7 protein-coding genes and 5 pseudogenes are annotated in these 12,998 nt (G+C 59.4%); 5 read left to right on the forward strand and 7 right to left on the reverse strand.

Annotation, left to right across the window (positions count from 1 at the left end):
• Window positions 1-453 precede the first annotated feature (453 nt).
• Window positions 454-525, reverse strand: a pseudogene (locus RB548_RS24000) (IS6 family transposase); the annotation flags it as partial.
• A gap of 400 nt (window positions 526-925) precedes the next feature.
• On the opposite strand from RB548_RS24000, the pseudogene RB548_RS32355 reads away from it, so the two are divergent.
• A pseudogene (locus RB548_RS32355) lies at window positions 926-1,054 on the forward strand (ATP-grasp domain-containing protein); the annotation flags it as partial.
• Between the two features lie 315 nt (window positions 1,055-1,369).
• On the forward strand, window positions 1,370-2,869 hold the full coding sequence (locus RB548_RS24005) for a M81 family metallopeptidase (RefSeq protein ID WP_331375481.1): 1,500 nt from the start codon (window positions 1,370-1,372) through the stop codon (window positions 2,867-2,869).
• A 339-nt stretch (window positions 2,870-3,208) separates the two neighbouring features.
• Here RB548_RS24005 and RB548_RS24010 read toward each other — a convergent pair whose 3' ends face one another.
• The 6 genes and pseudogenes from RB548_RS24010 to RB548_RS24035 all read right to left on the reverse strand — a co-directional run bounded on the left by RB548_RS24010 (window position 3,209) and on the right by RB548_RS24035 (window position 9,556).
• Window positions 3,209-3,451: a transposase gene (locus RB548_RS24010; RefSeq protein ID WP_331375482.1), complete on the reverse strand. Its 243-nt coding sequence runs from the start codon at window positions 3,449-3,451 to the stop codon at window positions 3,209-3,211.
• 15 nt (window positions 3,452-3,466) lie between these two features.
• Window positions 3,467-4,480 (reverse strand): annotated as a pseudogene (locus RB548_RS24015) (transposase).
• Window positions 4,481-4,636: 156 nt separating this feature from the next.
• Entirely contained in the window at window positions 4,637-5,203 is a 567-nt protein-coding gene (locus tag RB548_RS24020) for a hypothetical protein (RefSeq protein WP_331375483.1), read from the reverse strand.
• An 834-nt stretch (window positions 5,204-6,037) separates the two neighbouring features.
• Entirely contained in the window at window positions 6,038-6,496 is a 459-nt protein-coding gene (locus RB548_RS24025) for a gamma-glutamyltransferase (RefSeq protein WP_331375484.1), read from the reverse strand.
• 139 nt (window positions 6,497-6,635) lie between these two features.
• A complete protein-coding gene (gene asnB, locus RB548_RS24030) occupies window positions 6,636-8,468 on the reverse strand; it encodes an asparagine synthase (glutamine-hydrolyzing) (RefSeq protein WP_331375485.1) in 1,833 nt (610 codons plus the stop codon).
• 575 nt (window positions 8,469-9,043) lie between these two features.
• Window positions 9,044-9,556 (reverse strand): annotated as a pseudogene (locus tag RB548_RS24035) (transposase).
• A gap of 7 nt (window positions 9,557-9,563) precedes the next feature.
• Here RB548_RS24035 and RB548_RS24040 point away from each other — a divergent pair.
• The 3 genes and pseudogenes from RB548_RS24040 to RB548_RS24050 form a co-directional block, all read left to right on the forward strand.
• Window positions 9,564-9,805, forward strand: a pseudogene (locus RB548_RS24040) (DDE-type integrase/transposase/recombinase); the annotation flags it as partial.
• Window positions 9,806-10,069: 264 nt separating this feature from the next.
• Window positions 10,070-11,440 (forward strand): MmgE/PrpD family protein, encoded by a 1,371-nt coding sequence (locus RB548_RS24045; RefSeq protein WP_331375471.1) that lies wholly within the window; start codon window positions 10,070-10,072, stop codon window positions 11,438-11,440.
• A gap of 77 nt (window positions 11,441-11,517) precedes the next feature.
• Complete coding sequence (locus RB548_RS24050; RefSeq protein WP_408642445.1) at window positions 11,518-12,885, forward strand: aminotransferase family protein; 1,368 nt, start codon at window positions 11,518-11,520, stop codon at window positions 12,883-12,885.
• Window positions 12,886-12,998 lie beyond the last annotated feature (113 nt).

Here is a 12,998-nt window from a genome sequence, read left to right on the forward strand (position 1 = left end):
TTGGATGGGGTTTCACCATCGCTGGTGCCGTCCGGGGTTTAGTTGGAAAATAGGGGTGGCGTAGTCTCCGGGGTGATCAACCTCGAATCATCCGGCGTTGGAGCGCCGGACTGGAGACCACGCTATGACAAGCACTACCACGAACCCGCTGCCGTCCATCCCGAGGCTGAGGCGACGAGCTCTCTTTTCGACAACTGGTTCGACCCGATCGACGCGCGCCTGCGCGAGCGGGTGCGTGGCTTCATTGAAACGATGATCGAGGCCGAGCTGGAGGCGGTTTGCCCGTCCCCGCTATGGCCGTCGAACGCGCACGCTCACAGGCACCTTCGGCACGACCGAGATCACGGTGCCGCGAAGCACGCTTGGATGCCGATGACGGCACGGTTCCGTTGCAAAGTTTTGTCTGGTCAGAGAATTTGCCAGAGTGGTGGCAACCTCATGCGGCAGCGAGGATTCGAACTGCTCAGCGAGAGACGGATTCGGATTGAAGGCGTACCGCGCCTGTCGTCTGCGCATCATGTGGACCCAATGCCATACCCCTCGTTACCAAAAACTTTGCAACACATCCTGGCGATCTTGGGTGGAAGCAATTCGCGCGGGCGCGCCTGGAAATTCATGAGGTGCCCGGTGACCATTACACGATGGTCGCTCCACCTCATGTACGCTTTCTAGCAACGAAGCTCAAAGATTATCTCAATCGAAAGGACTAAGCGACGGTACCAGCAGCGGATCGCAAAAGCCGGACAGGGCCGGTGACCCCACCTGTTGCAACAGATCCTTCAAGTAAGTTTATAGAAACTTTGCCACCGCGGATCGCTGACGATGGTACGTTCACCACAACGTCTGACATCCGGCACGACTGAAATAGCTCTGCCGATGTACGCTCAGACCGCCGCACAGCACGCAACGTCGGAGTCAACGCCCAATGACAAAAAGAGCGCTCATCCTGCTTGAAGGTTCAAGGTATAATGGTCCGCTATACGTCCACGCATCTCTGCAACTTGATCTTCATGCAATTGTCCTGTCGGCTGATCCAGCTCAGTACGACTATCTAAATCCGGTGGACGAAGCATGGCCCAGTGGTGATTGAAGTAAATCCGCGGGTTCATGGCGCACATGCTTAGATAGAGGCGATACTTCAGCCGTCGACGGTCGATTCACCATTTTCGACCCCTGGCGAACAGGAGCGGCTTGTGGCCCCTTAAGAACTCAAGCACTTGTCCCCGGCGCACCCTGTTGCGGGTCACCACCGGCCAGTCCATCCCACCGTGAGCTTGAAACCGATCCAGCAATACGTCGCACGCTGCCCGAGCAGGTAGCGCGAAGTCCTTGGCGATCAAACCCTCACATTCAGGAGACAATTAATATCATGAAGCGCATAGCAGTCGGACGCTTGTTTCATGAATCGCACGGATATGCTCCTGCGACAGCGGCCGCAGATATCACGGTCGTTCGCGGCGAGACTGTGATTGAGGCGGCCCAGGGAAATGGCACCACGCTCGGCGGGATTGTCGACGCCCTGATTGAACGCGCTCATATTGAAATCCTTCCCATTTCAGATTCGATGGTCGCCCCGAGCGGCGCCATCGATCATGGTTTCTATGTTGAGCAACGCCAGTTCTGGGGCGAGGAACTCAAGAAGCTCGCGCCCGATGCGATTGTCCTCGACCTGCATGGGTCGATGTCCACGACTGAGTTGGAAGATGCCGAAGGTGATTTCCTCTCCTACATTCGCGGCGCGATCGGCGGAAACGCAGTCATCGGAGTAGGTCTCGACCTTCATGCCAATATAACGCCGCAGATGCTGAAGGCAGCCGACATCTGCATCGCTTGCAAGAACAATCCCCATGACGATTACTACGATAATGGGAAGAAGGTCGTCAGATTGGTCTTCGATGTGCTCGAAGGCCGTCTGCGCCCGGTCTATACCTTGGCGAAAACCCGAATGATTGCCCCAGGCAGGCTCGAAACTCATCTCAGCCCACTTAAGGGAATGCACGCACGCGCCCGTGCGATCGAGAAGTCGGAAACGCCAGTGGTGGACCTTAGCATCTACAACGCCTACCGCTTTGCGGATCTAACGGACATGGGTCAGGCCGCTGTGATCTTGAGCAACGGGCCATATGCGCGAGCCAAGGCGATCGTGGAGGCTTACGCCCAGGAGTTCTGGGATCTGCGAGAGTGCTTCAAGGATGAAACTGTGACTATCGCAGAGGCCCTAGATGCCACTGCGAAGGACAAGAGCGGCATCACCAAGGCGCTTGCCGATCTTGGCGACCGGACGCTGGCCGGCGCGCCGGGCGACAGCACCTTGATCCTGCAGGCCGCACTAAAGCATCCTGCGAAGCTCCGGGGCGCGATGACAGTCAATGATCCGGAAACCGTCGCTCAGGCACATGCCGCAGGAGTCGGTGCGAAAATCAAGATGCGTCTCGGCGGCAAGATGACCCCACTATATCTGCCCTTCGAGGTCGAAGGCGTGGTCAAGATGCTCAACAATAGGGATATTAAACTCATTGGACCCAGTTTTGCCAAGGAATCCGCTTCCATGGGAAAGACGGCCCTTATCGAGATTGACAACCGTTTCCTTGTGATTGCCACTTCAAAGCCAGGATTCATCGTTGATCGGGCCATTTTCGAATCCCACGACATCAAGATTATCGAGCAGGACTTTATCGTGATGAAGTCGCAGTTCCACTTCAATCGCAATTTCGAGGGCGTTGCAGCGACTATCTATGTTGCAAGCGCGGGTCTCTCCTATTTCGTCCCAGGTGCTTTCCCGAAAAAACGCGCACGGGTCTGGCCGGATACCAATGTGGGCGACGCGCCTATTATCGCGACTCAAGTAGTGGAGCGTTTAGCCGTATAAGGCACTATCGCGACACTAGGCCGGCAGGACTCGCGGTTACTGTCGACAACGCGGCGGTAGCAGGCCAGAGCGCCGAAATCGTTCGATCCTCATCAGAGTCCTGACGTCGATCGCGCGCTTGAGATGGCCGTGCGGGCTTTCGATGAGCCATTCTCATGCGCGAAGCCGCGATCTTTGTGCGAACGGTGGCCGCACAGTTCGTCGTAGCGGCGCGTAAGCCCGCTTCTCTCACCGAATCTAAGCGGCAGGCTCCGTTGTGGCGCGTCGTGGGCACTGGCATGGCTGTGGAGTTCGGGAACGGGCGCGACCAGCGCCGCGATGTTGCGACGGTCGGGTTCCTCAGCAATGTATCCTCTGTCGTTTGTGAGAAGGGTTCGGGTCGGGCGGCGTCACAGAGCCGTGGCACGTATTCGGGCGTGAGCCAGCGCGAACTCTTTGGGCATAGGGACACGCTGAGGCCATCGCCACCTTGATGCGATGAACCGAGACGCGCACCTGTGCGCCGATCTTCAGCAGTTTCAATCTGATCGTGCCGCAGCTGGCGTTGGCGAGCCGGGTATGGGGAAGACCGAGGCGACGCAAGGCGCAGATCAGGACCTACGTAAACGAGGCGAACCACAGCCGCAGCTGATTGGCGCCCTGCGTCGTCCATTCGGCCTCGGCCACGACCCGCCTGCGGCGGGACCAGTTGTCTTTTGCCGACCACCTGAAGTCGCGGAAGGTCCGGGCAGCCTGGCCGCTTTTCCTGGATACCAGACAGGCTTCCTCGAGGGCCGGGGCGATCTTGGTTTCCAGCCGTTCGTTGCGGGCGAGCCCGAAGACGTAGTCGACGCGGTTGATCTCGCACCAGGTCATCAGTTCCTCGCCTGCAAAGCCGGAATCAGCGCGCAGGATGATGCGGACCCTAGGCCAGGTTTTGCGGATGTCACGATCCGCTCAACCTCCTCGACCGCTCCTTTGCTGGCATCGATGTTGGAACGCCTGAGCTTTGGCGCCAGCAGGTGGCGGTCGCAAAAGATATAGAGCGGCAGGTAGCAGGAAGCAGTTGTAGTAGCCGTGGAAGAACCTGCCTTCCTGTCGGCCGTGCAGCGGATCATCGGTGGCGTCGAGGTCGAGCACGATCTCGGCCGGCGGCTTGTCGTGGACTTCCAGAAACAGGTCCACCAACGAAGCTTCCAACGCGACCCTTGTCGTAATTGATCTTTGATAGCGCATCGGCTCCGCGACCCGGCCGTGCTCCAGCCGGTTCAGCGTCGACTTGCCAGCAAGCACCGCACAATCTTCTCGCTTCGGCGTCAGGCGTTCCGACACAAGCGCGAGCACCGGGTCGTGGCGAAGCGTGTCGTGGTCGTCGATGTCCTCGTATCCCAGCGCGATCGCTGCGATGCGTTGGCCAACCAGCGTGCGGACGCTGTGAACCGTGCGATCCTGATTGCGGTAATCGACGAAGCACGAGGCCACCCGGTTGAACAGCCTTATGGCCCCATCAACGTGACGCAGAAGCAAGGCGCCTGCGTCTGAGGTAATGGCTCCGCCGTCGAAACCAGCCACAACTTTGTGGCCGTCGAAGCCTTCAAATTCAAGCCGGTCGGACGTACAGCGTGTCTGCATCGGACCCCGTTCCTGAACCTGGTAACTATTTGTTGCAAAAGCAGTCTCTCAGATTCTCGGGGCCGATGCAGTTCTTTTGGGTAGGGTCGAGGAAGGGCGCGGTGGCTTGGGCCATGTCGGCACCGCTCCGTTTCCCCATCGGGTCACCGGAGGCGGTCACCCGCCTCCGGTTCCCGCAGAACGTAGCGTGCGGATTTCCGGCACTACGCTCTCGGCATTTGGTTCACAGCACGGCGAGTGCTTGCAGCGCTTGATACGGAAGCCGCAGCTTCGGTCGCAGTATCGGATTCCGTTCTTTGATCTGGTTGAAAGTGTCCCAGGTAAGGCGGCCGCCATCCCGACTGCGACTGCGTAACTCCGGCACCAGTACCGTTCGGTGACGCGATATACCTTGAGCAGCGACTGGAGGTTTCCGGCGATGCTGATCCTGCCGCCGGCGATGACCTCGTCGAGGGTCGACAAGGCATGGTGGGCGCTGAGCTTTGGTCTGCCTCCGAATGAGCAGGGCAAGAAGTCCTGCTCATAGATCGCCGACAGCACCTCGGCCGTGCTGCGCTGGAGCGCCCGGTCCGAGATAGTTGGCACCCCCACCGCCAAGCGGTTCGAAATCCTCAACAGATTCCTCCGCACTCGATCGCGCGTGATGAATGAAAGGCGTATCTCCCGTTGGATGGAGCCCATGTTGCCCAAGAACACTGCAACTACTGCAGACCACTTCACCATGTGGCCGGCTCTCCCGTCCTCCGAGTACTATCAGTCAGTCCGACTTCCACTCGGCCCTCGCCTCATTAGCTTGTCGGCGGCCTACAAGCTCACACTTGAGCCGAATGGATCTCCCTTGTTCACGACAAATCCTTTGGCTGCATGCTGGCGGTACGAACCCCGGGATCACGTTGGACCACTCGCAGAATCGCGATCCGCGGTTCCGCCTTCCCCTTAGAGAGATAGGGTCGGCTGCTCCGACCACGTTCGATTTCGCGGCTATCAATCCGTACACATATATTCCGGCCTACAACCTCCTTGTCTACGTTTCATAGTGGCCGTCGCCGGACACCACGCAAGACTCAGCACACGGCTGCTTGCTAGGTTTTACCGTGGCCGTCATTCCAGACGGCAGGACTTGCCGCGCTTGCGAGGCGAGACGCTCATCAAACCGGACGTGCGGATTTCCCACATCCGGCTTTCCGACTGGCTTCATCCCAAGGCACACGGCGGCGGCAGATGCACGCTTTGCAGACGCAAGACACTAAGTTCTCTGAAGACTTGATCGTCGGAGAAGCGCCGATCTCAGGTGGGGCGGCATCCGCATCATCACTTTCGAGGCCTCGCAGCCGCCCCATATTGCATGACTGGGCAAAACGCACTCCATTTTCCACTTTAGATCAATGCCGAGGAGGTTTCGCCCGTGACGCCATTCGCCAGACACTTAACCGCATCGATAACCACGTCATGCGCCGGCTGGACGTCAGTCGCCGCCCATGATGTTGAGGCAACGGTCTTTAGCGGTCAGGTCGAGTGTTGCGCCGATATGACGGGCAAGCGCGACGGTCTCTCGGATCAAGTGGCGCAGACCGCCATGCGAAAGTGATGTCCGGTCTCGCGCCAGGATCGCCAGCACGTCTTCAGTGCCGGAGAAAGACGGTTGGCCGGTGTTTTCTTTTCCGATCGTGGTTCCCGACTATGTTTCGAAACATTGGCCACGTCCAGCAAACGAGTGCAAATATCTGAGCGCGAGTCCGTCCTGCGCGGGTCGGAAGCACCGGTCAGCGTTCCCTTCTCCCAATCAATGAGCACCGCCTGCCCGCCGCCCAATGGGTAATGCGGCTCCGCCACTTGGCGCAAGCCTTCGACCGGGCCAGCGCCAACGCCTCGCGCGGCCTCCACGACATCGTGGTTGTAAAACGCGCGAGCGGCATCGATCGCTTGCTGCGGATCCCTGCCGAAGTCGATCATGTTGGTCAGCAGATGGACATGGCCGAAGGGCTGGTAGCCACCGCCCATGACGCCGAAGGCCATCACCGAGCGCCCATCTTTCGTCATCATGCCCGGCATACTGCTTGTCGAGCGAGCCATCGTTCTGAGCCTTGGCCAGCATCGCCATGGAGCCCAACTCCGTGTCGGACTGACCTTTACTGTTCTTATCTTGTTCGCCGGCTCAGACAGTGAGGCTCACGTTGTAATCGGTCAGGAAATCCTGAAGGGTCAGGATGCACTCCACCCACCTAATATTGTCGGTCGCGCTAAGCAATGCGCGGGAGCGGTCGACGGACAGCAGTGGTGCCACTGCCGCATCGCGATCATTCAGGAGCACGGTGAACCGGGTGCGCAGCATTCTGTCATAGGTCGGGTCCTGAATAGGCGGGTACACACTCTTGACTCGCTGCACCACCGACTGCGGCAACAAGTCCGCGGTCGCGGCCCGCAGGAGGCTCTTCTCACGCCTGTCGAACGTCTTGTGCGACCATGGGGTGCCGAACACGTACTCAACGAGGCGGTGGTCGCAGTAGGGGACCCGCACCTCTAGACCCGAAGCCATGCTCAGCCGATCCTTGCGGTCGAGCAGAGTCGGCAGGTGGCGTGTGAGAACGAGGTAGCAGACCTCACGCATGCGACGCTCGTGCGGATCGGCCGAGGCCGGCCCGGTCAGGGCGGGTACTTCCGCAAGTGCCCTGCGGTACTGCTCGTCGAGGTATCCGGGGAGGTCGAGCTCCTCTGCGAGTCCGGGGTCAAGCGACTGCCGGGCGATATCGACGGCGTATCCGGGCCACGGAAACGTGTCGACTTGAACGTGCGCGGGATCGTGGAACCACGAGTAGCCGCCGAAAAGCTCGTCGGCCGACTCCCCGGACAGGGCCACCGTCGAGTGTTGCCGGATTGCCCGGAACAGCAGATAGAGTGAGCTGTCGAGGTCGCCCCAAGTGAACGGTAAGTCACGGGCGTGCAAGGTGTTAGCCCGAACGTCAGGCTCCATGAGTTCGTGCGCGGATAAGGTGATGTCGGTGTGATCGGTACCAACGAACTTCGCGACCTCCTGGACGTACGGCCCGTCAGGTGTGCCGCACATCGGGCCGGGGGTGAAGTTTTCAGTGTAGCCGACGAAGTCGAGGGCGAAGGATCGGATCCGGTCGCCGTCAAAGCGCGCGGCCAGCGCGGTCAAAGCGGAGGAGTCCAGCCCGCCCGACAAGAGCGTGCCTAGTGGCACGTCAGCGATAAGTTGCCGCTGGACCGTGTCCTCGAGCAGCTCGCGGACGCATCCAATTGTGGTAGGGACGTCATCGGTGTGCCCGCTGTCGGTGAGCTGCCAATAGCTCATCTGCTGGGTACCTTCGCGGGTCACGCGGACGATGTGGCCGGGCCGTACCTTACACATGCCGCGGAACACGGAGTTGTACGGGTCGGCCGCGGAACAGAGGGTGCGACGAAGCCCGTCGGCGTCCATGACCCGTTCCGCGAGCCTATTGGCGAGGATCGCCTTTGGCTCGGAGCCGAACAACACTCCGTGCTCGGTGGGGTAGTAGTAGAGCGGCTTGATGCCAAGCCGATCGCGTACGAGAAGCAGTTCGCGCTTGGCGGCATCCCAGAGTGCGTAGGCGAACATCCCATTGAGTTCGCTCACCGCAGTGCACGGGTCCTCTCGGCCCCACTCGCGGTGGGCGTGCAGCACCACCTCGGTGTCACTGCTCGTGTCGAACCGATGACCCAGGGCGGCGAGCCGTTGGCGCAGCTCGCGGTAGTTGTAAGTCTCGCCGCCGTAGACGAGCACCAAGGCGGGTTGGCCGTCCTCCTGGAGCGTCATCGGCTGGCGGCCGCCCTGGATGTCGATGACCGCCAGGCGGCGGTGTCCCAGCGCCGCGGGCCCGTCAATCCAAGTTCCCTCATCGTCTGGACCGCGGTAAGCCATGGTGGCCGTCATGTCGGCAAGCTCCCTACGCGCGTCGGGATCTCCTAGGTCACGTTCGAAATCAATCCACCCACAGATGCCGCACATTTTTTTTGGCTCCTTTGCCTTGGGTATTATCGCTCAACTTTGAGGCCCACGGGGCACGGCACCCCGCGAACAACCGATGAATCTTCGCACCCGCCTCATCGACTCAACTTGAGTAAACTCGATGAGCCACGACGGTTTATTCTCAATGCGCCGGCAAACGCCTCCCTAGTTGCTTCGGGAAATGCATCGACGGGACTAAGGAAAGTGGGTCGGACACGCTGCGGTAGTCAGCCGCCGCTGTTGAGTGACCGCGGTCTTCCATGTTCTCTCCTCCGCAGCCTGTTGCATCGGGTGCGGTCCCTTGAGGACAAAGCTGCCGACGTAAGGCTGCGGTTCTGACGCCACCGTTAGCGGGGCGCCACCGAAGCTCTATCACGTTACGGCAACGCATAAAGTTATTTTGGGTTAAGTGAGGATTACGCTGCAATTTCGGAAGTGTAAAATTGGAAAAGAATGCTTAATGGTTAACATCGTCCGCCTCATTCTCTCAAGCTAGCCATTATGCGGTATGTTTCTTTGGTGCCTATTCGTCCAGCTATTCTTCCTTCGAGCGGCCTTAGAGTCCGTTTTGAAATTCAGGGAGCGTTTCTGCGGATGAGATTGCCGCCCATAGCGATAAGGATCATAGCCTGAGAGAGTCGATGCGCTTCTCGTAGTCGCGCACGAAGCGGCGCCATCTTGTCATCCAGCCGAAGGTGCGCTCGACAACCCAGCGGCGGGACAAAACTTCGAAGCCCTTCTGGTCGTCAGATCTGCGGATGATCTCTACCACGAAGTCCAGATAGGCGGCCTCGCGCCCGGCTCGCTCGCGGTCCAGCATCAGCGCCACGTCGTGGATGGTCTGGAACAGAAGCGCCGCGCCAATTCGCGAAACGAGCCGTAGACCGTCTGCCAGGCGCGCCGAGATGGATCGGCAGCATCCGTCTGCCGCAACCCGAGCGCACAAGGTAGCGCACCGCGTTGATCACCTCACGGAAATCAACCTCGCGCGGACGGCCGCGACGCCTAGGCTTGGGCATCAGCGGAGCGATCTGTTCCCACTCCTCATCCGTCAGATCGGACGGGTAGTGCTTGGTCTTCTTGGCGATCTTGGGCGTCGAGCATCGGTCGCATAAGGGATTGAATAACCCGGCGGAGAATGCACATGTGCCGCTGCGAAAACGGGAGCGGATGTGGAAAGCTTCCGATCACCAGAAGCACTGCAACGCTTCGTTTCGATCTTCTCGGCTCTGCGCAATCTCTTCGTTCCGCCCCGCTCAAAACGCTCCGCTCTCGCTACACATGTTCACCGCCGGCAGGCCATGGCGGAATGGAAAGCCGTGGCCATGGTCAACTGACATCAGCGGCCACAGGTCTCAACGCGTGTATATGCAGACAACGTGACATCGCCGTGCAGTGGCCCGAACCGATCGCCAGAATCGTTCGGAGATCTGCGCGGGGGATCACTGCAATTCAACCACGTTTCACATTGTCGTATGTCCGACGACGTCGGACATACGACAATGCAGTATTAGAGGCATCGTTTTTTGTTTTGACCTGACTTTCTCCTTGGCTCGGTACATGCATGGATATCCGCAGGTTCCTCATTGCGGTTTGAAACTATGTCGCTAACACAAGACGTTGCCAGTACGGTCGCCAGCCTCACCTACGACGAACTGCCGGCAGCAGTAGTCGACAAGACGAAGCTTCTCGTCCTCGACCATGTCGGCTGCATGATCGCGGGAAGCACTAGCCGCGGGGCGAGACAAATGACGCCCTATCTCGCGCGTCTCGATTCCGGTGGTCCCAGCACTGTTTTCGGCACGTCATTATGCTTCCATCCTGCCAATGCCGCTCATGCCAATGCCCACAGCGCCAGCATGCTTAGCCTGGATGATTCCTACGTCCTTTTCGGGCATCCCGGCGCCTCCATTATCCCGGCTGCGCTCGCCGTTGCCGAAGAGGTAAACAGCTCCGGCAAGGAGCTGATCGCCGCGATTGTCGGTGGCTATGAAATGTCGCTGCGCCTTGGCACGGCCATGCGGCCTACCGAAGATCGCGCCCGCCACGTCAACGGTCTTGCGACTTGGCAGATTTTCGGCGCCTGCACGGCAACAAGCCTGTTGCACCGATTCAGCGCCGTGCAAATCGCCGATGCTTACGGACTGACGCCGATGCATGCTCCGCTTCCCTTTGGACGCAAATTCCAATCCCGGCCGATGAGCTTTTTGAAGAACAATTACGGTTGGGCGAGCAAGGGGGCCATCACTGCTGTTGACCTTGTGCGCGAGGGCTTCCACGGGAACCGCACCATCTTCGACGGCGACGACGGCTTCTGGGCCATGGCCGGTTCCGACCGCTTTGAACCCCAGAACATGCTTGACCGGTGGGGAGAACGTTACTTCATCCTTGAGACCGGCTTCAAACCTTATGGCGTCTGCCGCTGGATCCACACCGCGATCGACTGCCTGCGCGCGCTGCAGACACGCCATCGTTTCGGCCATGCCGACATCAGGGGCATTGATGTCGAAACCGTGAGCCAGTTCGTTCGTGACTTTGATGGCCCCTGGCCGCAATCCACCATCGAGGCGGCATTTCATATCCCCTATGCGCTCGCTCTCGAACTGCACGACAAGTCCTCCGCGACCGGCCTCCGCGAAGACGACCTGGCTGACGAAGGTGTTAAACAAACCGCGGCACGGACCAGCCTTTCAACCCTCGCCGGTGCCGATGAGAAATTTTATGCGGAAAGGCTCCTGCCGGCCCGCGTCAGCGTCACCCTTCAGAATGGCAAAACGCTTTCCGCCCAGGCCGACGTTCCAACCGGCGCCCCCGGCGGGCCCGCTTTTGGACAGGCGGAAGTAGAAACGAAGTTCCTCGCGCTGGCTAGCCCCGTCATCGGCGGTATCAAGGCCGCGCGTCTGAAGGAGGCCCTCCTTGAATTGGAGGGCCTCTCCACCCGCGACGCACTGAAGCCTTGCACCATGACGTGATCTCCGCACGGGTGCAAGACCGCAAACAGGCGGCACCCCTTCTTCACACCGCAAACCAATCAGCATGAGGTTGCAAAATGTCCTCTCAGAGTATCGTCCCAGCGAAATCCGTTCAGAAAGGATCTTCCGAGAAGTTCGTCTACGCCAACGCACGCGGGGTCACCGAAACGTTCAATGTGTCGCATGGGAAAGGTATCTTCTTCTGGGATACCAACGGCAAGCGCTATTTCGACGGTTCCTCCGGCGCGGTCGTTGCCAATCTCGGCCACGGGAATGAGCGCGTCCGCGATGCGATGATCGATCAGGCCAATCGCATCAGCTATGTAATCCGTACGGCATTTACCAGTGAATCAACCGATACGCTCCGAAAGTTGATCGCGGACCTCGCCGGACCTGGATTCGATCAGACTTTTCTCGTTTCCGGCGGTTCGGAAGCAGTCGAATCCGCCATCAAGCTCGCGCGCCAATACGCGGTGGTCAGCGGACAGCCGAAACGCCGGAAAATCCTTGCGCGCTTGCCAGGATATCACGGCGCGACGCTTGGCGCCGCTGCTGTCACCGGCGATCCTGACCGGGATGAGATTTTCGGCCCGATCATGCAGATAATGCCTAAGGTGCCAGCGCCACTGAGCTATCGCCTCCCTGAAGGCTTTGATGTCAGTTCCTATGCCGACTACTGCGCGGACGCGCTCGAGCAACAGATTCTTGCGGAAGGTGAGGAGACGGTGCTCGCCTTCATCATGGAGCCGGTCGGCGGTATCGCAACCGGCGCCTTAGTTGCGCCGGATAGTTATTATTCCAAAGTCCGGGAGATTTGCGATCGCCATGGCGTGCTGCTAATCTTCGATGAGGTGATGTGTGGCGCCGGCCGAACCGGAACCTTCCTTGCCGCTCATCATTGGCCAAGCGCCCTGCCCGACATCGTCGTCTGCGCCAAAGGTTTGAGCGCCGGCTATACGCCGCTTGGTGCCATGATCGCTCCCAACAGGATATTCGACAAGGTCGCCGAATCCGGCGGTTTTTTACACGGCCACACCTACTGCGGAAATCCCCTCTCCTCGGCGATTGGTGTCGCGGTTCTCAAGGAGATGCTCGAGCACGATCTGATGGGCAATGCCAAGCGGATGGGCGTCGTGCTGCGCCGAAAGCTCAACGCGCTGAAGGATCAGAGCACCACCATTGGTGACGTACGGGGTATGGGCCTCCTCAACGCGGTTGAGATCGTTGAGGACCAGGCAACCAAGGCAATTTATCCTCAGGCATCCTATCGAGTTTCGGAGATCGCTCGCGAACTTGGGCTTCACATCTACGCGCGCCGCACCGCCAGCGGAAAGTTTGGGGAATGGTTCATGGCAGCTCCTCCGCTCATTACAACCGAGCCGGAAATCGACCTCTTCATAGAGCTTCTCACTGAGACGTTCCGAGTTTTTGAGAGCAAGAGTTGATAACGCGGCCGCCTATCAATAGTTTGCTGATGCAATCCATGTTGGCCGGTGTGCAGGAGCCAATCCCTCTGACACCGGCTTGCGTGCCTGGGTAAGGACATCATCGAACCAGC

It is taken from the genome of Sinorhizobium chiapasense, assembly GCF_036488675.1.
GTDB lineage: Bacteria > Pseudomonadota > Alphaproteobacteria > Rhizobiales > Rhizobiaceae > Sinorhizobium > Sinorhizobium chiapasense.

Bases quoted from the DNA above. Each gene is read 5' to 3' on its own strand.
- RB548_RS24005 (WP_331375481.1), top strand. From the start codon at position 1,370: ATGAAGCGCATAGCAGTCGGACGCTTGTTTCATGAATCGCACGGATAT.
- RB548_RS24025 (WP_331375484.1), bottom strand. From the start codon at position 6,496: ATGGCCTTCGGCGTCATGGGCGGTGGCTACCAGCCCTTCGGCCATGTC.
- RB548_RS24050 (WP_408642445.1), top strand. From the start codon at position 11,518: ATGTCCTCTCAGAGTATCGTCCCAGCGAAATCCGTTCAGAAAGGATCT.
- asnB (WP_331375485.1), bottom strand. From the start codon at position 8,468: ATGTGCGGCATCTGTGGGTGGATTGATTTCGAACGTGACCTAGGAGAT.
- RB548_RS24020 (WP_331375483.1), bottom strand. From the start codon at position 5,203: ATGGTGAAGTGGTCTGCAGTAGTTGCAGTGTTCTTGGGCAACATGGGC.
- RB548_RS24045 (WP_331375471.1), top strand. From the start codon at position 10,070: ATGTCGCTAACACAAGACGTTGCCAGTACGGTCGCCAGCCTCACCTAC.